Source organism: Plantactinospora sp. CA-290183, from assembly GCF_050936375.1.
Taxonomy (GTDB): Bacteria; Actinomycetota; Actinomycetes; order Mycobacteriales; family Micromonosporaceae; genus Plantactinospora.
In genome coordinates this window covers 89,862-109,614 of the sequence record NZ_JBNJMX010000009.1, presented here as the reverse complement: position 1 = coordinate 109,614, position 19,753 = coordinate 89,862, and the positions used below count along the sequence as shown (strand labels likewise).

The following is a 19,753-nucleotide window of genomic DNA, read 5'->3' as shown; positions in this document are numbered from 1 at the left end:
GCCCCGTCGACCCGGCGGATGGGGGTTTTCGTCCCGCCGATTCGCTGCGGTGCCGACGGCCACCCGGACCGGCCGGGACGGGCGACCGGCGGCCGGTCGGCCCGCTCCGACCCTCGCCGGCCCGGGGGATCACCGGCGCCGGGCCCGCTGGCGGCGTCCGCAGTCGCAGCCCGGGTGCGGCGACCAGCTTCGCCGGCGGACCCGACCCGGCCCGTCGATCTCCACCGTGCCGCCGAGCGTCTCCGGCTGGGCGCCGTCGAGGAAGGCCAGCACCTCGTGCACCGCGTACCCGACGGCGGCGAGCAGGGTCGGCGTGGTGCAGGGCTCGGCCGGGTCACCGACGGCCAGCTGGGCGGCCACCTGGGGCCAGCCCGGATCGCGGTCCCGCCGGTGCAGGTCGAGGCAGTTCAGGCAGGGCCCGGCGGTGGCCCGGACCAGCGGGCCGATCACGGGCGTGCCGTCGCGTACCCCGAGCAGCAGGTGCGCCTGGCGGCGCTGGGCGTACCCGGCGGCGAGCAGGCCGGCGGGGCGGTCGGCGCCGGCCTGTACCACCAGGTCGGCCCGGCCGCGCTGGACCGGTCGGGTCACGGTGCCCGGCGCGGACCGGGCGATGGCGTCCGCGACGGCTTCCGCCCGGGGCCGCCGCACGTCGCCGGCGAGCAGCCCGCCCCCGGCCGCGTCCACCGGGGTGACCCGGCCGGGCAGGTCCGGGCTGACGTGTCCCACCCCGGCCTGGGCGAGGGCCACCGCGACCGGGGCGGCGAGCCGGCCGTGCCCGGTCACCAGGATTCGCGCGCCGGCCCGGCGCCGGAGCAGCTGGGCGGGGGTGCCGGGGAGGTCGGGTCCGCGCAGGGCGAGCGCGGTGGCCTCGGCGGAGAGCCGCTGCCGCGCCGGCTCGGGCAGGTCGTGGGGGAGCAGGGTGTGCGCGGCGACCACCAGGCCCGCCGCCCGCAGGGTGTCGATGAGGGTACGGGCGTCGTCCCGGCTGACGTTGAGGGTCACCGCCTGGTCGAGCACGACGCGCTCGCTGCGGCTGCCGTCGAGCAGGTCCAGCAGGCGGGCGGCGGCCGGATTCGCCACCTCGAGCAGGACCGCGCGGGCGGGATCCAGGCCGAGTTGCAGGGTGTGCCGGTCACGCCAGACTCGGGCGAGGCCGGGCAGCAGGGTGGGGCGGGGGAGCACGGTTCGGGTCATGGGGCGACACGCTGTCACCGTGCCGGACCGGAACACCCACGGTTGTCCACAGCGATCAGGGGCTGTGCACTGCTTTATCCACAGGATGGCCGGGGTTTTCCACAACCGGCCGGTAGTTCTGTCGCGGCGCGGACATCACCGGCGGTGTCCGTACCGCGACAGCCGCCCCGCGGGGAGGGGCCGGAACAGCGGGAAGGGGTGGCTGAACGCCACCCCTTCCCCGCGGTTCGCGTGTGCGACGGCGCTCAGACCTTGGCCTTGCCCAGGATCCGGTTCACGGTCGTCCCGCAGACCGGACACTTGCCCTTGGCCATGTTCATGCCCGTCTTGGAGACCTCGACGTTCCCCTCGAAGTCCCGCTTCTCCTTGCACTTCACGCAGTACCCGTTGTAGGTCTGGGCCTTTTCGGCCACGATGCCCCTCCTCGTCTCATCCGTCGGGTCTTCTCCGCCCGACGTGCGCCCGGCGGCGGGCCTCGTAGGGGCCAGCGCTGGGTTTTCTCCGCGGTCACCGCTGTGACCGCCGGTCCGCGGACCCTACCCAGGTCTGGGCGGTTCCATGTCAGCAATGCGTCGACACTGTGAGGAAGCCGACGACCAGAGTGTGCATGCCGGAATAGGTCGGATAAGTCAGTTTCGCAGGGACACGCCGGATGAACCACGCCAGATCGCTGTTCCGGGCCCCGCTGGCGGGGTCGGGCATGATCCTTTACCGTTGCCGGCGGCGGCACCCGGGAAGGGCGTCCCACCGGCGCCGACGGGCGCGCGGTCGACCCCGGAAAGATCGTGCAATGAATTTTTTCCGGGCACTTCGCCGTCAACCGGGATTTTTCCGACGCCTATCTGCGCGTTGACCCTTGCGGTCACCTGGTTGGTAAGCATTACTTTTTCCATCGTGAACCAAACCCGGGGCAGCGCGGGCCGGTAATGGCTGGGGTGCGCAAGCCCGTCGTCGAGGTACGGCGCAGTCAGCGCCGGCGCCGGACGGTGTCCGCGTACCGGGACGGCGAGCGGGTCGTGGTCCTCATTCCCGATCAGTTCTCCCGGGCCGAGGAGAGCGAATGGGTCGACCGGATGCTCGCCCGGCTGGCCGCCCGGGAGGAACGGCTCGGCCGCTCCGACGACGAGCTGCTGCTCCGGGCCCGTCGGCTGATCACCCGCTACCTCGGCGAGCACGGCCGCGCGGCGGTGCCGGCGAGCGTGCGGTGGGTCACCAACCAGAACGGCAGATGGGGATCCTGCACCCCCGCCGATCGCACCATCCGGATCTCGCATCGCATCCAGGAAATGCCGGACTGGGTGATCGACTATGTGCTCCTGCACGAGTTGGCGCATCTCGTCGTGCCCAGTCACAACGCGCGTTTCTGGGAGCTGGTCGGGCGCTATCCGAAGGCGGAGCGGGCCCGGGGCTACCTGGAGGGGGTCGCGGCGGCGGCCGGAATCGTGCTGGCCGACTGAGCCGGCTAGGGTCGGCGGGTGACTCGCCGTGTGATCGTGGTGCTGCTCGGCCCGGTGCGGTGGGCGCCGCCGGGCATCGACCCGGACCGCTGGCGGTCGGCTCTCGCCGAGGACGTGGTGGACCTCGTCGCCACCCTCAGCGAGGTGGAACCGGCGATCGGCGCCGTCGCCGGTGACCGGGCCCTGGCCGACGCGGTCGCCTGGCCCGGCATGCCGGTGTACGACCTGCCGGACCGTGGGGTGGGTGCCGTGTTCGCCGCGGCCGCCGCGGACGGGTACGACCAGGCGGCCGTCATCGCCGCCGACGCGCCCGACGTGCCCGGCCTGGTCCTGGGCAAGCTGCTGCGTCCCCTGACCAGCCGCGACGTCGCGGTCGCTCCGGCGGGCGCGGCCGGCGCCGGACTGCTCGGGCTGGCCGCCCGGCTACCGGCGCCGCCCTGGCTGCCCGGAACCGACCTGGAGTCCGGCACCGTCGAGCTGGTACGCGGCGCGGCGCCGCGCCCGGCGGAGGTGGCCGTGACGCCCGCCTGGCGCCGCATTCGCGGACCCGCCGACCTGGCGACCCTGGACCCGGCGGTCGAGGGCTGGGACACCACCCGGGCGCTGCTCGGCGGCTGACCTGCCGGCGGCGCGGCCGTTTCCGCGCGGCGTCACCCGTTCCCGCGCGGCGCCGCCGGGTACCCGGGACTCGGCGGCGCCGGGACTCAGCGTTCCGTCGGCGTCTCCGGCTCGCCCGGCTCGTCCGGGCCGGTCGACTCGTCCGGCCCGCCGAAGTCGAAGTCGTCCAGGTCGCCCAGGTCGAGCTGGGAGCGGGCGAAGGTCTCCGGATCGGCGAAGTCCTCCTCGGCGGGGAGCAGGTCCGGGTGTCCCCAGAGCGCGTCCCGGCCGGTGATGCCCCGGTGCTCGGTCAGCGCCGCCCAGAGCGCCGCCGCCTCGCGCAGGCGGCGCGGACGCAGCTCCAGCCCGACCAGGGCGGCGAAGGTCTGCTCCGCCGGACCGCCCGCCGCCCGCCGCCGCCGGAACGCCTCCGACAGCCGGTTCGCGTTCGGCAGCCGGTCGGCGGCGGCGGTGTCGACGACGTGGCACACCCAGCCCTCGACCAGGGCGAGCGCGGTCTCCAGCCGGGCCAGCGAGGCCTTCTGTGCCGGGGTGTCCTCCGGGGTGAAGATGCCCTCCAGGGCGAGCGCCTGCATCGACTCCGGGTTCATCGGGTCGATCCGGCCCATCGCCTCCTCGATCGCGTCCCGGTTGACGGTGATGCCCGCGGCGTACATCTCCACGGTGGTGAGGACGTGGCCACGCAGCCAGGACACGTGCTGGAAGAGCCGTTGGTGGGCCGCCTCGCGCAGTGCGACGTAGAGGCGTACCTCCTCCTCGGGCAGCTCCAGGCCGTTGCCGTACTCCCGGATGTTGGCCGGCACCAGCGCGGCCGTGCCGGCCGGGCCGAGCGGCAGCCCGATGTCGCCGGCGGAGAGCACCTCCGCGGCGAGCGAGCCGAGCGCCTGGCCGAGCTGACCGCCGAAGAGGGCACCGCCGAGAGTGGTGAGCATCGACTGCATGGGGCCGAGCTGCGCCCGCGCCTCCGGCGGGACCAGGTCGCCCATGGCGTTGACCATGCGTCCGGCGACCGGGTCGCAGAGCTTCCGCCAGACGTCGAGGGTCCGGAAGATCCACTCGTTCCGGTTCCAGGCCACCGAGGTACGGATGCCGGAGGGGTGGGCGGAGGTCGGCTCCAGCCAGAGGTCGGCCAGGCGCAGCGCCTCCTCGACGGCGTTCCGCTCGTACGGATTCACGGCCGGGTCGCCGGCCTGGGCCAGTTGGCTGGCCGCGACCTGGCGGGCCAGGTCCCAGTTGACCGGGCCGCTGCCCGGTGCGGCGAGCAGTTGCTGCAGCTGGGCCATGAACTGCTGCATCTGCTGCGGGTTGTTGGGGTCGGGCGGCTGACCACCCGGCAGGGCGAAGCCGAACGGAATATCAGGCACCCGTCCACGGTACGCGCGCCGCGCACCCGGCTGCCCGCCCTGGTGTTGCGCCGAGAGAGAAGTTCAGGGGGAACCCGGGGTCGGCCCGGCGGGGTGCCCCCGGGCGCTCGGTACGCTCTGGGTCATGAGACGACGCGGGGTCACGGTTCTGCTCGGTGCGGTGATAACCGCCCTGCTCAGTATCGGTGTGCTCGCCGCCCCCATCCCGTACGTGGTGCTCGGTCCCGGTCCCACGGTGGACACGCTGGGCCGGCACGACAACAAGGAGGTGATCCAGGTTTCCGGCCGGGAGACCTCCACCTCCGCCGGCCAGTTGCGGCTGACCACCGTGGGGGTGCAGCCCGAGGTCAAGCTGCTCTCCGCGATCGCCGGCTGGTTCTCCTCCGACGAGGCCGTGGTGCCGTACGAGCTCATCTACCCGCCGGGGCAGACCCAGCAGCAGGTGGAGGAGCGCAACGCGGAGGACTTCGCCGCCTCGCAGACCTCCGCCGAGACCGCCGCCCTGCGCGAGCTGGGCTTCGACGTGCAGGTCGTGGTCCGCAACGTGACCGCGGGCGCCCCGGCGGAGGGCGTGCTGAAGGTCGGCGACGTGATCACCTCGGTCGACGGGAAGCCGGTGCCGACCGCGACCACCCTCACCGAGCTGGTGAAGGCGCGACCGGCGGGCAGCCGCCTCGCGGTCGGCTACACCCGCGACGGGAAGCCGGCCACCGCCACCGTCACCAGCCGGTCCACCGACAACGGACCGCCGCGGATCGGGGTGGAGATCGAGCAGCGGCAGCCGCATCCGTTCGAACTCAATATCGACCTCGGTGACATCGGCGGCCCGAGCGCCGGGCTGATGTTCGCGCTCGGCATCATCGACAAGCTCGACCCCGACGACCTCACCGGCGGGAAGGTCATCGCGGGCACCGGCACGATCAACGACGAGGGCGAGGTCGGCCCGATCGGCGGCATCCCGCAGAAACTCGTGGGGGCGCGCAAGGCGGGTGCGAAGTTCTTTCTCGTACCGGCGGGCAACTGCGAGGAGGCGGTGGCGAACGCGCAGCGGGGGCTGCCGATGGCCCGGGTCGGCACCCTCGACGAGGCGCTGAGCGCCCTGGCGACGATCCGCGCCGGGGGGCAGCCGCCGCGCTGCTGACCCGCCGCTCGCGGTTGGGGCTGACCGGGACCGATGGGACTCAGGAATACCCCGTAGTCTAGGTGCCGGATCAGAGCCGGTCACCCAGACAGCGTGCGGAGCCAACAGTGGTCATGCGTAGTAGTCCCCTTCCGAGAATGAGCCGACGCGGTCGCGTCACGATTGGCGTACTCCTCGGGGTGTTCCTGCTGCTAACCCTGCTCGGCTGGGGCGTGCAGGCCTGGACCGACTGGTTGTGGTTCCGGGAGGTCGACTACACCGGGGTCTTCACCGGGGTGCTGGTCACCCGGATCCTGCTCTTCGTCGCGGTCGGGCTCGCCATGGCGCTGCTGGTCACCGGCAACATGTGGCTGGCCCACCGGCTGCGACCGCTGCTGCGGCCGAATTCCCCGGAGCAGGCCACGCTGGAGCGCTACCGCTCGGTGCTCGGCCCCCGGCTCGGGATCTGGCTCGCCGCGATCGGCGTGGTCGTCGGTCTGTTCGCCGGCCTTTCCGCGCAGACCCGGTGGGGTCAGTGGATGCTGTTCCGCAACGCGCAGGACTTCGGGGTGGACGACCCGGAATTCAAGATCGACATTGGCTTCTACGTATTCCAGTTCCCGTTCCTGCGCTATCTGCTCGGCGTCGGGTTCACCGCCGTGGTGCTGGCGGTCATCGGCGCGCTGGCGATGCACTACGTCTTCGGCGGGGTGCGGTTGCAGGGCGCCGGGGACCGGATGACCAACGCCGCCCGGGCCCACCTGACCACGCTGGTCGCGGTCTTCGTGCTGCTGAAGGCGGTCGCGTACGTGCTCGACCGCCGGGCCATGCTGCTGGAGTTCAACGAGGGCGTCAACCTCTACGGCGCCGGCTACGCCGACATCAACGCGCTGCTGCCGGCGAAGGAGATCCTGGCGTACATCTCGATCGTGGTCGCGGTCGCGATCATCATCTTCTCCAACGCGGTGATGCGGAACCTGGTCTGGCCCGGCATCTCGCTGGCCCTGCTGGGCATCTCCGCGGTGGCGATCGGCGGGATCTACCCCTGGGCGGTGCAGACCTTCGAGGTCCGGCCGAGCGTGAAGGACAAGGAGGCGCTCTACATCGAGCGCAGCATCCAGGCCACCCGGGACTCCTTCGGGCTCAAGGACACCATGATGACGCCGTACGGCATCGCCAACCTCAAGCCGCCGGCGTCCCTGGCCACCGACACCTCCGTGGTGCCCAACATCCGGCTGCTGGACCCGCAGCTCGTCTCCGAGACGTACACCCTGGCCCAGCAGGTGCGAAGCTTCTACGACTTCGGCCCGAAGCTGGACATCGACCGCTACGAGGTCGGTGGGAAGACCCAGGACTACGTCGTCGGCATGCGCGAGATCAACTATCTGAAGCTGACCCAGCAGCAGAACAACTGGATCAACCGGCACACCGTCTTCACCCACGGCTACGGGCTGGTCAGCGCCCCCGCCAACCAGGTGGTCTGCGGCGGCCAGCCGTACTTCGTCTCCGGGTTCCTCGGCGACCAGCGCCAGGAGGGTTGTTCCTCCGCCACCGAGCAGATCGTGGCCGAGCAGCCGAGGATCTACTACGGCGAGCAGTTGGACGGCAGCGACTACGCGATCGTCGGCCAGTCCGATCCGGACCGGCACGTCGAGTTCGACCGGCCGACGGGCCGGGAGAGCGGCGAGCAGTCCTACACGTACACCGGCTCCGGCGGGGTGGAGATCGGCTCCTTCGGCCGCCGGCTGCTCTACGCGATCAAGGAGCAGGAACCGAACTTCGTCCTCTCCGAGGCGGTCAACGACTCCTCCAAGCTGCTCTACGTGCGTAACCCACGGGAGCGGGTGGAGAAGGTCGCGCCGTTCCTGACCCTCGACGGGGACCCGTACCCGGCGGTGATCGGGGGACGGATCCAGTGGATCGTCGACGGCTACACCACGGCGGCCACCTACCCGTACGCCGAGCAGGTGAACCTGCAGGAGGAGACGGCCGACGAGCTGACCGGGCTGGGCACGTTCGAACTCGCCCGCGAGAACATCAACTACATCCGGAACTCGGTCAAGGCCACCGTCGACGCGTACGACGGCACGGTGAAGCTCTACGAGTTCGACGAGGCCGACCCGGTGCTGAAGGCCTGGAACAAGGCGTTCGGGGGCGACCTGGTGGTCCCCAAGGCGCAGATCCCGGCCGACCTCGCGGCCCACTTCCGCTACCCCGCCGACCTGTTCAAGGTGCAGCGGAACCTGCTGGCGAAGTTCCACGTCACGGACCCGTCGGAGTTCTTCTCCGGGCAGGACTTCTGGGAGGTGCCGACCGCCCCGGACGCACCGGACAGCGGGAAGAAGCAGCCGCCGTACTACCTCTACACCCAGTTCCCGGAGCAGGAGGGGCCACGCTTCCAGCTCACCTCGGCGGTCACCCCGGCCGGCCGGCAGAACCTCGCCGCGCTGATCAGCGGGTCGTACGTCGACGGGAAGCCCCGGTTGCAGGTCCTGGAGCTGCCCGACCAGACGGCGGTCTCCGGGCCGGTGCAGGTGCACCAGAACATGACCAACAACGCCACCATCCGGCAGCAGCTCAACCTGCTGACCTCCAACCAGGCCCAGGTGCAGTACGGCAACCTGCTGTCGCTGCCCTTCGGCAACGGGATGCTCTACGTCGAGCCGGTGTACGTGAAGAGCAACCAGCAGAACGCCTATCCGCTGTTGCAGCGGGTGCTGCTCTCCTACGGCGACGGCGCCCAGTACGTGGTGCTGGCGAACAGCCTGCAGGAGGGGATCAAGCAGCTCGTCGAGCAGGGCAAGCGGGTGGATCCCAGTGCTCCGCCGGCGCCGCCGCCGGCCGAGGGCGCGAACCCGCCGCCACCGTCCGCCGAGGCCCCGCCGCTCACCGGCGCGCTGGCCGAGGCGGCGGCGAAGGTGCAGACGGCCATCGGCGAGGTCAAGGCCGCGCAGGCCTCCGGTGACTTCGAGCGGTACGGCCGGGCGCTCAAGGCGCTGGACGACGCGATGACCGAGTTCCAGGCGGCCCAGCGGGCGGCGGGAACGGGGGCGTCCCCGGCACCGAGTGGTTCCCCGGTGGCGGGCGGGGGACCGGGCGGCGGCGCGACGCCCAGCCCACCGGCTCGGTCGCCGAGCGGCTGATCCCCTGGTCAAGGCCGGACCGGCGGCCGTCCACTGGACGGCCGCCGGTGGGCCACCCCCGTTTTGCGGGCACGGGGCGGGGTGCGCTAGTGTTAACGAGTCAGCGCGGGGTGGAGCAGCTCGGTAGCTCGCTGGGCTCATAACCCAGAGGTCGCAGGTTCAAATCCTGTCCCCGCTACCAGAGAAATACCAGGTCAGGGCCTGTCTCCTGCATGTCAGGGAGGCGGGCTCTCGCTTGTTGGTGGGCAATAGGCGGGTAACCGAACGGCCGTACGCCACCATGCACTGGGCTCCAGCGTCTCCCGGTTCCTCACCGCCAGGTCGACCAGACCTCAGGTGGGACGCCCGATGGCATCGGCGGTGCCCCACCTGCCCGTGACGTCCAGTAGCGCGACGTTGCCCAGCCCGGCCGGGATCGCCGCCTTGACCACCAGGTGGTCGTCGTGTGGCTGGAGGCCGAGGAGTGTCCGTAGCAGCAGCATGAGGGCTCCGGACGACCAGCCCTGCGGGCCGCCGGAGGTGCCGAACCGGACCGGGTACCTGGTCAGTTTCCGGTCGTGTCCGGCGAACGCTTCGGGTAGCCGGCCCTCCAGGTAGGGCAGGGTGTCGAAGATCGACCGCACCACCGTGCCCGCCTCGTTCGTGAAACCGTACCGGCGCATCCCCTCGGCGGTGATCGCGTTGTCATGTGGCCAGACCGCCCCGACGTGCTCCCCCAGCGGATTGAACCGGCTCTGTCCGGCCGCCAGGGTCCGGATTCCCCAGCCGGAGAAGAGTTCCGGGCCCATCAGGTGATCAACCAGCGACCCGGCCCGGTCCGGATCGACGATGCCGCTCCACAGCAGGTGCCCCAGGTTCGAGGCGAGTGCGTCAACCAGGGCGCCGTCGGGCTCGCGCGCCAGCGCGTAGTAACCCCGGTCGGGGAGCCAGAAGTCCCGGTTGAACCGCTTCCGCAAATCCGTGGCCTGGCGTTCGAGGCGGTCGGCGTAGACCGGATCGCCCCAGACGGTCCGGGCCAGCCGGGCGCCGCGCATCTTCGCGTCGTACGCGTAGCCCTGGAGCTCGCACGTGGCCCGGGGCCATCCGGGAAGCCGACCGTCGGCGTACGCGACGGCGTACGTCGATTCCTTCCAGCACTGGTTGTCGGGCTCGCTTCCGGCGTGCGGCCGCTGGTACCAGAGGTAGCCGTCACCGGTCAGGTCGCCGCACCGGTCGAGCCAGTCGAGTGCGGCCCGCGCCTCCAGTTCCAACCGGCATACCAGCTCGGTGTCACCGGTCCAGCGCTCGTACTCGTCGAGCAGGATCACGAACAGCGGGGTGGCGTCGGCCGAGCCGTAGTACTGGGAGTGCGGCAGTTCCTCGAACGCCGCCAGCTCGCCCCGCCGGAGCAGATGGGCAATCTTCCCCGGTTCCTCCTCAAGGAAGTCGTTGACCTTCGTCCCCTGGTAGAGGGCCAGGAACCGCAGCGTGGCCGCGGCGAGTTCCGGCAGGAAAGGCAGGACCTGGAGGCTGGTGAGGATGCTCTGCCGGCCGACGAGGGTAACCAGCCAGGGCAGCCCGGCGGCCGGGATCTTCTCTCCCGGCCACAGCGACGGGAGCCGCAGGGCGGCGAGGTCGATCAGACTGCGCCGATATGCGGTGGACAGTGCCTCACTGTCGCAGTTCAGCCGAGGCGCGTGCGCCAGCCAGCGGTCGAGTTCCTCCGCCATCCCGGCTCTGACCTCTCGGACCGTACGGAGCGCGCCACCGGCCAGGTCGACGCCGGCCGGCGTCCGTACCTCGGTTGTCACCCGCAGCTGCGTCGACCAGCATCCCTGCGCGTCGAGCGGGACGGCGAACGTCATCCCGGAGCTGTCGATCCGGGCCGGCTCCGTGGTCGTGATGACGGTTTCCCTGTTGTAGGCCGCGCGCTCGTAGCGCAGACGCAGCGTCCGTTCGCCGATGGCGTGCTGGTATCGGCCCTTCCGGTGGCTCGGTGGCCGGCGCCGCTCGGCGATGTCGGCGAAGTCGGCACCGATGTCCAACCGGATGGTCAGCTCGACCGGATCCGCGCAGTGGTTCAGGACCGTGATCTGCTCCTCGATCCCGGCGACGGTGGAACGGTGCCGGATCACCGAGACGGTGGCGTTGACGTAGTGCGTCGGTTCGCCGGGAACCAGAAAGAAACGCGCCTCGTAATACTGGAGATCATCGATGGAAAGCGGGGTCAGTCGTGCGCTGTTGACGCTGAGGGTCCAGGTGGACAGGAAACGGGTGTCGAGGAAGTACAACCCGGTCGCGTCGCCGGTGGCGGAGTCGATGTCCCCGTTCTCGTCGCTGACCAGGAACGTGAGTCCCTCCATGATGCTGACGACGTCGCCGTGCGCAGCGCTCCCGGCCTCCGTCGTCGTTTCCACCCGGCCCGCCCAGCGCCGGTGTGGGCCGGGCAGGAGCCGCTGGAAATAGATGAGGACCTCCGGCGAGCCCCGGTAGGACACCTCGTTGCGCAGGCCCGCCGCGGGCGCGTTCCCCCCGGTGACGAACTGGTCGAACGCCGGGCCGTCGGCGCAGACCACGCAGTCGGCCTCCCGCTCACCGTCCCGGGAGACCGACATTGTGCCTTCCCGGAATTCGATGAACCAGTGCTCCGATCGGCCGTTGCGTCGCAGGTCGATCCGAAGGGTTCCGGAGAAGCCACGCGGCAACCACCCGACCCGCTGTTTCGCCGGTCCGGTCAAGAAATCATCCACCAGGTCCGCCATACACATCCCCGCGCCGACACCCACGACAGAGCGCCGCAAGCAGGAACGAGCCTTGCCGCGGACGGGGCGATCCCACCTCACCCGGTTCGGATGAACCAGGCCGGACCGCCGGCCTCCCCCCGCGGTACCCGGGGCCGGTCGAGCAGCACGGGGAGACGAGAGGGTGGCCATCGCCGGGCGTTCGATATGAAGTTGGACTTCAGTGCCCGTTGGGCTATGGTTCATCCGGCGACGCGGGGTGGAGCAGCTCGGTAGCTCGCTGGGCTCATAACCCAGAGGTCGCAGGTTCAAATCCTGTCCCCGCTACAACAGGGAACGGCCCGCCGGAGATCATCGGCGGGCCGTTTCGCATCCGTGTCTAGCTGGCGGTTCCAGACGGCGAAGAGCATCCGCTCCGGCGTAGCTGATCTCCCACCTGCCCGGCCGAGCGCTCATCCGCCGCTCGACCCTGGCGCCTGCGCGGCCAGCCACTCCTGATGCTGCTGGTCGGCGCCGCTGACCTCAGGCGGGCCCGGCCCGGTCGGTGGCGTCGGCCCCGTCCACCGCCGCCCCGTCCACCGCCGCCCCGTCGACGGCGGCGGCGGGCCGGGTTCGCGGGGCCAGCAGCGAGGCCGCCGCGCCGACCACCGCCATCGCGATGGCGAGCCAGAACACGATCATGAGCCCGTCGTGGAACGGCAGGGAGATCAGGTGGGGGAAGAACTCCCGGCCGACCAGGGTGTGCGCGTTCGCGGCCGGCAGCGCGGACAGCACCTGCGGGCCGAGGAGCTGCTCGATCGGGTTGTAGCCGAGGAAGGCGGCGAAGAGCGTCCCCACCGGGGGAAGCTGGGCGATCGAGTGCGCGGCGGCGTCCGGTACGCCCTGCGCGGTCAGCCCGGTCTCCAGGGTCTGCGGCAGCGACCGGGCCAGGCCGGCCACCATCAGCGAGAAGAAGACGCCGATCGAGAGCACCATGCCGGCGTTCTGGAAGGTCGCCCGCATCCCGGAGGCGGCGCCGCGCAGCCGGGCCGGCACGCTCGACATGATCAGTGCGGTGTTCGGGGCCGCGAACAGGCCGCCGCCGAGCCCGTTGACGAAGACCAGCGCCGCGAAGACCAGGTAGTTGAAGTCGCTCGGGATCAGCAACAGCCCGGCGAAGGACGCCGCCATCACCAGCAGCCCTCCGGCGGCGAAGAGCCGGGCGCCGAACCGGTCCGAGAGCGCGCCGGCGAGCGGTCCGGCAGCCAGGAAGCCGACGGTGAGCGGGAGCAGGTAGATGCCGGCCCAGAGGGGGGTCTGCTCGTAGTTGTAGCCGTGCAGCGGCAGCCAGATGCCCTGCAACCAGATGATCAGCATGAACTGCAGCCCGCCCCGGGCGATCGAGCCGAGCAGGCTGGCGGCGTTGCCGCTGGCGAACGCGGTGATCCGGAACAGCCGCAGCGGGAACATCGGCTCCGATGCCCGGCTCTCGATCAGGCAGAACAACGCCAGTACGGCGATCCCGCCGAGCAGCCCGGCCAGCACCCACGGGTTGGTCCAGCCCATGGTGTGCCCGCCGTACGGCTGGATGCCGTAGGTGATGCCGGCCAGCAGCGCGGTGAGCCCGACGGCGAAGGTGAGGTTGCCCCACCAGTCGATCCGGGCGCGGACCCGCATCCCGGTGTCCCGCAGCGACCGGTAGGCCCAGACGGTGCCGAGGAGGCCGATCGGCACGTTGACCCAGAAGACCGAGCGCCAGTTCCACTCCGCGAGCACCCCGCCGAGGACCAGGCCGAGGAAGGAGCCGGCGATGCCCGCGACGATGTTGATGCCCAGCGCGGTGCCCCGCTGCCTCGCCGGGAAGACGTCGGTGATGATCGCCGCCGAGTTCGCCATCAGCATCGCCCCGCCGACCGCCTGGAGCACCCGCCAGCCGATCAGCCAGAGGGCTCCGCCGCCGCCGTCGAACGGATCCACGGAGAGCACGACCGAGGTGACGGTGAAGAGGGCGAAGCCGGCGTTGTAGATGCGGACCCGGCCGTACATGTCGCCGAGGCGGCCCAGCGTCACCACCAGCACGGCGGTGACCAGCATGTAGCCCATCAGCATCCAGAGCAGGTAGCTGACGTTGCCCGGTTCGAGCGGGTTGAGGTGTACACCGTTGAAGATCGCCGGCAGCGAGATCAGCACGATGGACGAGTTGATCGTCGCGAGCAGGGTGCCGAGGGTGGTGTTGGAGAGCGCCACCCACTTGTAGCGGGGATGGTCGGTTCCGCCGTCGACCACTCCGCGCGCCGTACCGCCGACGCGTCCGTTCCGGCTTCCGGTACCCGGGGACACCGTCATGCTCCACCTCCCTGACCCGACGAATCCGGCGCCGCCTCCCGGGCGAGCCGGTCCAGCACCTCAAGCGACGTCACGATCGCCGCCCGTTCCCCGGTGGGCAGCCCGGCGAGCAGCCGGGACAGCATCTCGGCCCGGGCCTGGCGCCGGTCCCGTACCAGGTCCCGCCCGGCCCGGGTGATCGCGACCAGGACGACCCGCCCGTCGGCCGGATCCCGCTGCCGCTCGGCCAGTCCGTCCCGCTCCAGCCGGGAGACCAACTGGGTCATCCCGGGCTGGGTCACCCCCTCGGCGGTGGCGAGTTCGGAGAGGCGGTGCGGGCCGAGTTCGTCCAGCCGGTACAGCGTCGAGGCCGCGGTGAGGCTGAGCCCCTCCGGCGTGGTGAGCCGGCGGAGCAGTCGCAGCAGGCGGTCGAAGCTGGCGACGGTGCGGGCCAGGTCGACGCCGCCGGCCTGGTCGCCGTCCGCCGCCGGCCCGGTTCCGGCGCCGGGAGATCCAGTCGTCACCGCACCTTTTTACATCATGAGCTTATAGAAGCTGCTTATGATTCGGCAGACAGGCCGTATTCGCGACCGAGGGCGACCCAAGCGGCCACGTCAACGAGCGCGGGTTGCTCCGACGACCGAGGATGGGGTCATGGAGTATCTGAAGAACTGGTGGACCCGCCTCGGCGCGGTGCTCGGTACGGTGGCGCTGGCCGTGTTCGTGCCGGCGGTGGCCTGGGCCTCGTCCGGCCCGGGAGAACTGGTGTTGGAGGCGGCCCGGCGACGGCGCGGCAGCGGGATCGGTGGACTGTTCGGCCTGGTCTGCTGTCTGGCTGTCGCCGGCGTCATCGTGGTCGTCGTGCTGCTCGTGATGCGCAACCGGCGCGGCCGGCGCTGAGCGACGTCGGTACGGGCGGCCCGCCGGCCGCCCGTACCGGGCACCCGACCGGCCGCGGTACTGCGACCGGCGCGGATCGTCGAGCCGCTCGGCTCAGCCGGTAAGGGCCGCGTTCGCCTGCGGAATCAGGGTCGCCGCCGCCTGCCGGGGGGTCGCCGCGCCGGACCGTACGCTCTCGGCGGCATCACCCAGCAGGGTCCGGACCGTGGCGTGGCCCTTGGGCGGGGGCACCGGAGCCGACCCGAAGCGGTCCGCCATGTTCTCCTCGAAGGCGGCGGTGAGCTTCATGCTCTGGTCGGTGAGCGTCTCCTGCACCGCCTTGCGTACGTCGAGGTTGGCGCTGAGTCCGCGCTCCGTGCCGAGGATCCGGTTGGCCTCCTCGTCGTTGACCAGGAAGTCGATCACGTCGACCACGGTGTCCGCGTGCCGGGTGCCCCGGAAACCGGCCCAGTAGAGCGAGGCGCGGGCCCACTGCGCGTCCGGCCGCCCCGGATAGGCGACGACACCCAGCCGGTCCTTGGCCTGCTTCTGCAACTCGGGGAGCTGGTTGGACCAGGCGAAGGTGGCGGCCACCTTCCCGGCAGCCACCAGGTCACTGTTGATGTCGTCGCCGCTGGCCGCCTCGATGACCCGCTGCGACGGGGTCGCCCCGTTGCGGCGGGCGTCCCGCCACAGCTCGAACCAGCGGGTCGCGTCGTCCTCGGTGAAGCCGACCTGGCGACCCCGGTAGAGCTCCTTGCCCTGGGAGCGCAGCCACATCCAGAGCGCCTTGTAGTCGTCCGACGGGTCCATCGTCCCCGCGACGTCCCCGTCGGTGCGCTCGGTCACCCGCTCCGCCCACTGCATGAACTGCGGATACGTCATCCCGATGTGCGGCGCCGGCAGGTCGAGCCGGTCGAGCAGGGACCGGTTGTAGACCAGCCCCGGGGTGTTCTGCCCGGCCGCCGCGGCCACCGTACGCCCGGCCACCTGGCCGTACTGGACGAGGCCGGTGGGCAGCCGGCGCAGGTCGATCCGTTCGGCGAGTACGTGGTCGGTCAGGTCCAGCAGGATCTCCCGCTGGGCGTACTCGGTCAGGTAGTTGTCGTCGATCTGGAACACGTCGGGGGCGTTGCCGGCGGCCGCCTCGTTCGCGAGCCGGTCGTAGTAGCCGCTGTTGCCCTGCCAGGTGAACTTGAACGTCACCCACGGGTACCGCTGGCTGTAGAGCCGCAGGGCCTGCTCGGTCAGCTCCGCCCGCCGCTCGCCGCCCCACCAGAAGATTGAGAGCTCGACCCGCCGGTCGGGCGTGGCGGCCTGGTCCGCCGTGCAACCGGCGGAGGCCAACACCGCGACGACGGCCAGCGCGGCGGCGCCGAGACGGCGGCGGAGCGGGCCCGTCCGGGGCCGGTCCGCGCGCACGGGCGGGGTGGGGGAGGGAAGAGGCACGACAGCTCCTGACGGGACCGGGCATCGCGGCGGGGACCGGACCATTTACACAGCCCGCCTCGCCGGGTGTCAACGCCCATCCGGGCGGTATCCGGGCGGGAACCGGCCCGGTTGATCCCCGTCACGCCGCCCGCCGGCCACCGCGACCCCCGAGCGGGCCGTGATGTACTTACCGGGTGAAGCTGCTGCACTCGGGCAAGGTCCGGGACGTGTACCTCGACGGCGACGACCTGATCCTGGTCGCCTCGGACCGGGTCTCCGTGTACGACGTGGCGCTGCCGACCCCGATCCCGGACAAGGGCAGGCTGCTCACCGCGCTGTCGCTCTGGTGGTTCGAACAACTCGCCGACCTGGTGCCCCACCACGTCATCTCGGCCGACGACGTACCGGCCGAGTTCGCCGGCCGGGCGATCCGGTGCCGGCGCCTGGAGATGGTCCCCGTGGAGTGCGTCGCCCGGGGCTACCTCACCGGTTCCGGCCTCAAGGAGTACGAGAAGACCGGCTCGGTCTGCGGCATCCCGCTGCCGCCCGGCCTCGGCGAGTCGTCGATCCTGCCCGAGCCGATCTTCACCCCGACGACCAAGGCGCCGCAGGGCGAGCACGACGAGGCGATCACCTATCCCGACGTGGTCGCGAAGGTCGGCGCGGACACCGCCGAGCGACTGCGCGAGATCACCATGGCGCTCTACCTCCGCGGCGCCGAGATGGCCGCCGAACGCGGCATCATCGTCGCCGACACCAAGTTCGAGCTGGGCTGGGCGCCGGACGGCACCCTGACGCTCGCCGACGAGGTGCTGACCTCCGACTCGTCGCGGTTCTGGTGGGCCGAGTCCTACCAGCCCGGCCGCCCGCAGTACGCGCTGAGCAAGCAGTACGTCCGGGACTGGGCGGTCGGCACCGGCTGGGACCGGCAGGGGCCGGCTCCCGAGATGCCGCCGGAGGTCGTCGACACGGCCCGGACCCGCTACGTCGAGGTCTACGAACGGCTCACCGGCCGCCGCTGGTGACCGGGACGGCCGGCGCGTCCGCCGGGTGGACCCGCGGGTCCACCGGGACGGCCGGCGGGTCCGCCGGGTGCAGGTCGTGCGCGGCGAGGAAGCCCGCCACCGCCGCCGACCAGGGGAAGCGTTCCGCCTGCCGGCGGGCGGCCCGCCGGCGCTCCGCCCCGGGCCGGCCCAGCAGCTCCAGCACCGCGTCCGCGTACCCCGGACCCTCGCCCGGGGCCGCCAGCCCGGCGTCGCCGACCACCTCCGGCAGCGCGCTCTGCGCGCTCGCCACCACCGGCGTACCGCTGGCGAGCGCCTCCAGGGCGGCCAGGCCGAACGTCTCCACCGGCCCGGGCGCGAGCACCACGTCCGCGGTGGCGAGCAGCCGGGCCAGCAGGTCGCGGTCGGCGACGTACCGCAGGAACCGGACCGGCTGACCGGCCTCGGCGGCCGCGGCCCGCAGCCGGTCCCGGCGCGGCCCGTCCCCGACCACCAGCAGGACCGCCGGTACGCCCCGGGCACGCAGCTCGGTCAGGGCGGCGAGGGAGCGCTCCGGCCGCTTCTCCGGGGAGAGCCGACCGCAGTGCAGCAGCAGCGCCTCCTCCGGCGCGGCATGCCCGGCCCGCAGCGCCGGGTCGTACCGGTCGGGCCGGAAGTGCGCCAGGTCGACGCCGAGCGGCACCCGCAGCAGGTTCGGCGCGCCGATGCGGTGGAACTCCGCCGCCGCCCAGCCCGTGGTGCAGACCACCCGGTCGTGCGCGGCGGCGGTGCGGGCGTTGAGCAGGTCGGCCAGCCGCGCCGGCCGCAGCCGCCCGCCGGTCAGCAGCCGCAGCAGCCCGTCGAGACTCTCGTGCGAGACCATCACCGTCGGTACGCCGTGCCGGCGGGCCCAGCCGGCCGTCCAGCGCAGCGTCGTACGGTCGGAGATCTCCAGCCGGTCCGGCCGCAGTCGGGTCAGCAACCGGGCCAGCCGGGGCCGGTCGAGCAGCACCCGGTAACCGCCCATCCCCGGTACGGCCGGGCTGGCCACCGTGATCACCCGGCCCTGCTCGGTGATCTGGTCGCCGTCCCGCCGGCCGGGCACCACGAGCACCGGCTCGTGCCCGGCGGCGGCGTACCCGGCACCGAGCTGGCGCAGCGCGGTGCGCAGGCCGCCGGAGCTCTCGGTGACGAAGTTGGCGAGCCGGACGATCCGCATCCGGTTCGACGCCGGCATCAGGCCGCACTGCCTTCCAGCGCCACCGGTCGGGCCCGGAACAGCCGGCTCTGGCGCGGCGCCGCGATCGGGGGGTTCCCGGCGAGCACCGCCGTGTAGTGCCCGACCAGTTCGTCCCCGATCGCCGTCCAGGTCCGCCCGCGCACCGCGGCCCGGCCCGCCCGGCCGTACGCCACCCGCAGCGCCGGGTCACCGGCGAGCCGGGCGACCGCGGCGGTGAGCGCGGTGCTGTCCTCCGGCGGGACCAGCGTGCCGGTGCGGCCGGGCTCGACGAGGTCCAGCGGTCCGCCCGCCGCCGGGGCCACCACCGGCAGCCCGCTCGCCATCGCCTCCTGCACCGTCTGACCGAACGTCTCGTAGGGGCCGGTGTGCGCGAAGACGTCGAGGCTGGCGTAGATCCGGGCGAGTTGCCGGCCGTGCCGGGGACCGAGGAAGAGCGCGTCGGGCAGGGCACGCCGCAGCGGTACGGCGGCCGGACCGTCCCCGACCACCACGACCCGTACCCCGGGCAGGACGCTCGCCTCCGCCAGCAGGTCCACCCGCTTCTCCACCGCCAGCCGGCCCACGTAGCCGACCAGCAGCTCGCCGTTCGGGGCCAGCAGCCGGCGCAGCGCCGGGCTGCGGTTGGCCGGGTCGAACCGTTCGCTGTCCACGCCCCGCTGCCACCGCCAGACGCGTTCGATGCCGTGCTCGCGCAGCGCCGCCATGGTCGGGGTGGACGGGGCCAGGGTGCGGGCCGCCGAGTTGTGCACCCAGCGCAGCCAGCGCCACGCCGCCGCCTCCGTCATCCGCACCCGGTACGCCCGGGCGTACGCGGCGATGTCCGTCTGGTAGACGGCGACCGCCGGCAGCCCCATCGCCCGGGCCACCGCCGCGCCCCGGGCACCGAGCACGAACGGGCTGGCCAGGTGCACCACCTCGGTGCCGTGCGCGCGCAGCGCCCCCGCCAGTTCCCGGTTGGGCAGGCCGAGCCGGAACTGCGGGTAGCCGGGCATCGGCACCGACGGCAGCCGCACCACCGGGTACGGCAGCGCCGCCGTGCCGTCCCGGGTACCGGGGGGCGGCTGCGGGGCGATCACCATCGGCTGGTGCCCGCGCCGGAGCAGATGCTCGGCGACCCGGACGACCGAGTGCGCCACCCCGTTCACGTCCGGCGGGAACGACTCCGTGACGATCGTGATCCGCATGGGCTCACGATCGCGCCGGTCGTCGCCGTCCAGGCCACGACATCGTGACCGGCCGACGAACTGTCAGCGACGAAGCGAGACGCCGGCCGTCGATGTCGCCTGCGTCGCCGGCCGGT

The 19,753-nt window shown here is 72.2% G+C and carries 15 protein-coding genes and 2 tRNA genes; 8 read left to right on the top strand and 9 right to left on the bottom strand.

From position 1 onward, the window contains the following. Positions 1–129 precede the first annotated feature (129 nt). Positions 130–1,194, bottom strand: a complete 1,065-nt coding sequence (locus ACQEUR_RS16990) for a TOMM precursor leader peptide-binding protein (protein WP_433031652.1) — start codon at positions 1,192–1,194, stop codon at positions 130–132. A 245-nt stretch (positions 1,195–1,439) separates the two neighbouring features. After that, positions 1,440–1,607, bottom strand: a complete 168-nt coding sequence (locus ACQEUR_RS16985) for a DUF5679 domain-containing protein (RefSeq protein ID WP_165436864.1) — start codon at positions 1,605–1,607, stop codon at positions 1,440–1,442. Between the two features lie 513 nt (positions 1,608–2,120). On the opposite strand from ACQEUR_RS16985, the gene ACQEUR_RS16980 reads away from it, so the two are divergent. Further along, complete coding sequence (locus tag ACQEUR_RS16980) at positions 2,121–2,651, top strand: M48 metallopeptidase family protein (protein ID WP_433031649.1); 531 nt, start codon at positions 2,121–2,123, stop codon at positions 2,649–2,651. 18 nt (positions 2,652–2,669) lie between these two features. Further along, positions 2,670–3,269 carry a hypothetical protein gene (locus tag ACQEUR_RS16975; RefSeq protein ID WP_433031646.1) on the top strand — a complete coding sequence of 200 codons (600 nt, stop codon included), beginning with the start codon at positions 2,670–2,672 and terminating at the stop codon, positions 3,267–3,269. Positions 3,270–3,355: 86 nt separating this feature from the next. Here ACQEUR_RS16975 and ACQEUR_RS16970 read toward each other — a convergent pair whose 3' ends face one another. Then, on the bottom strand, positions 3,356–4,564 hold the full coding sequence (locus ACQEUR_RS16970) for a zinc-dependent metalloprotease (RefSeq protein ID WP_433031736.1): 1,209 nt from the start codon (positions 4,562–4,564) through the stop codon (positions 3,356–3,358). Positions 4,565–4,757: 193 nt separating this feature from the next. Between ACQEUR_RS16970 and ACQEUR_RS16965 the strand changes: the two genes are divergently transcribed. The 3 genes from ACQEUR_RS16965 to ACQEUR_RS16955 all read left to right on the top strand — a co-directional run bounded on the left by ACQEUR_RS16965 (position 4,758) and on the right by ACQEUR_RS16955 (position 9,077). Then, entirely contained in the window at positions 4,758–5,774 is a 1,017-nt protein-coding gene (locus ACQEUR_RS16965) for a YlbL family protein (protein WP_433031643.1), read from the top strand. Positions 5,775–5,887: 113 nt separating this feature from the next. Continuing rightward, positions 5,888–8,896 (top strand): UPF0182 family membrane protein, encoded by a 3,009-nt coding sequence (locus ACQEUR_RS16960; protein WP_433031640.1) that lies wholly within the window; start codon positions 5,888–5,890, stop codon positions 8,894–8,896. A 104-nt stretch (positions 8,897–9,000) separates the two neighbouring features. Beyond that, positions 9,001–9,077 (top strand) — tRNA-Met (locus ACQEUR_RS16955). A 151-nt stretch (positions 9,078–9,228) separates the two neighbouring features. On the opposite strand, the gene ACQEUR_RS16950 is transcribed toward ACQEUR_RS16955, so the two are convergent. Beyond that, a complete protein-coding gene (locus tag ACQEUR_RS16950) occupies positions 9,229–11,637 on the bottom strand; it encodes a glycogen debranching N-terminal domain-containing protein (RefSeq protein ID WP_433031637.1) in 2,409 nt (802 codons plus the stop codon). Between the two features lie 232 nt (positions 11,638–11,869). On the opposite strand from ACQEUR_RS16950, the gene ACQEUR_RS16945 reads away from it, so the two are divergent. Next, a tRNA-Met gene (locus tag ACQEUR_RS16945) sits at positions 11,870–11,943 on the top strand. 195 nt (positions 11,944–12,138) lie between these two features. Here ACQEUR_RS16945 and ACQEUR_RS16940 read toward each other — a convergent pair. After that, complete coding sequence (locus ACQEUR_RS16940) at positions 12,139–13,941, bottom strand: MFS transporter (protein WP_433031634.1); 1,803 nt, start codon at positions 13,939–13,941, stop codon at positions 12,139–12,141. Further along, entirely contained in the window at positions 13,938–14,444 is a 507-nt protein-coding gene (locus ACQEUR_RS16935) for a MarR family winged helix-turn-helix transcriptional regulator (RefSeq protein WP_433031631.1), read from the bottom strand. Before ACQEUR_RS16935 ends, ACQEUR_RS16940 begins: the two co-directional genes overlap by 4 nt. A 130-nt stretch (positions 14,445–14,574) precedes the next feature. Between ACQEUR_RS16935 and ACQEUR_RS16930 the strand changes: the two genes are divergently transcribed. Beyond that, positions 14,575–14,820 (top strand): hypothetical protein, encoded by a 246-nt coding sequence (locus ACQEUR_RS16930; RefSeq protein ID WP_433031628.1) that lies wholly within the window; start codon positions 14,575–14,577, stop codon positions 14,818–14,820. A 93-nt stretch (positions 14,821–14,913) separates the two neighbouring features. On the opposite strand, the gene ACQEUR_RS16925 is transcribed toward ACQEUR_RS16930, so the two are convergent. Next, complete coding sequence (locus tag ACQEUR_RS16925; protein ID WP_433031625.1) at positions 14,914–16,248, bottom strand: ABC transporter substrate-binding protein; 1,335 nt, start codon at positions 16,246–16,248, stop codon at positions 14,914–14,916. A 176-nt stretch (positions 16,249–16,424) separates the two neighbouring features. Between ACQEUR_RS16925 and ACQEUR_RS16920 the strand changes: the two genes are divergently transcribed. Further along, complete coding sequence (locus tag ACQEUR_RS16920; RefSeq protein WP_433031622.1) at positions 16,425–17,255, top strand: phosphoribosylaminoimidazolesuccinocarboxamide synthase; 831 nt, start codon at positions 16,425–16,427, stop codon at positions 17,253–17,255. Here the strand turns inward: ACQEUR_RS16920 and ACQEUR_RS16915 are convergent. Further along, positions 17,236–18,450: a glycosyltransferase gene (locus tag ACQEUR_RS16915; protein ID WP_433031619.1), complete on the bottom strand. Its 1,215-nt coding sequence runs from the start codon at positions 18,448–18,450 to the stop codon at positions 17,236–17,238. The genes ACQEUR_RS16920 and ACQEUR_RS16915 overlap by 20 nt on opposite strands. Continuing rightward, positions 18,450–19,637: a glycosyltransferase family 4 protein gene (locus ACQEUR_RS16910; RefSeq protein WP_433031616.1), complete on the bottom strand. Its 1,188-nt coding sequence runs from the start codon at positions 19,635–19,637 to the stop codon at positions 18,450–18,452. The genes ACQEUR_RS16915 and ACQEUR_RS16910 overlap by 1 nt, the downstream gene beginning before the upstream one ends. Between the last annotated feature and the right edge of the window lie 116 nt (positions 19,638–19,753).

Excerpts from the sequence above, each read along its gene's own strand:
- ACQEUR_RS16910 (WP_433031616.1), bottom strand. The coding sequence starts at position 19,637 with ATGCGGATCACGATCGTCACGGAGTCGTTCCCGCCGGACGTGAACGGG.
- ACQEUR_RS16970 (WP_433031736.1), bottom strand. The coding sequence starts at position 4,564 with ATGCAGCAGTTCATGGCCCAGCTGCAGCAACTGCTCGCCGCACCGGGC.
- ACQEUR_RS16940 (WP_433031634.1), bottom strand. The coding sequence starts at position 13,941 with ATGACGGTGTCCCCGGGTACCGGAAGCCGGAACGGACGCGTCGGCGGT.
- ACQEUR_RS16915 (WP_433031619.1), bottom strand. The coding sequence starts at position 18,450 with ATGCCGGCGTCGAACCGGATGCGGATCGTCCGGCTCGCCAACTTCGTC.
- ACQEUR_RS16960 (WP_433031640.1), top strand. The coding sequence starts at position 5,888 with ATGCGTAGTAGTCCCCTTCCGAGAATGAGCCGACGCGGTCGCGTCACG.
- ACQEUR_RS16965 (WP_433031643.1), top strand. The coding sequence starts at position 4,758 with ATGAGACGACGCGGGGTCACGGTTCTGCTCGGTGCGGTGATAACCGCC.
- ACQEUR_RS16990 (WP_433031652.1), bottom strand. The coding sequence starts at position 1,194 with ATGACCCGAACCGTGCTCCCCCGCCCCACCCTGCTGCCCGGCCTCGCC.
- ACQEUR_RS16930 (WP_433031628.1), top strand. The coding sequence starts at position 14,575 with ATGGAGTATCTGAAGAACTGGTGGACCCGCCTCGGCGCGGTGCTCGGT.
- ACQEUR_RS16980 (WP_433031649.1), top strand. The coding sequence starts at position 2,121 with ATGGCTGGGGTGCGCAAGCCCGTCGTCGAGGTACGGCGCAGTCAGCGC.
- ACQEUR_RS16950 (WP_433031637.1), bottom strand. The coding sequence starts at position 11,637 with ATGGCGGACCTGGTGGATGATTTCTTGACCGGACCGGCGAAACAGCGG.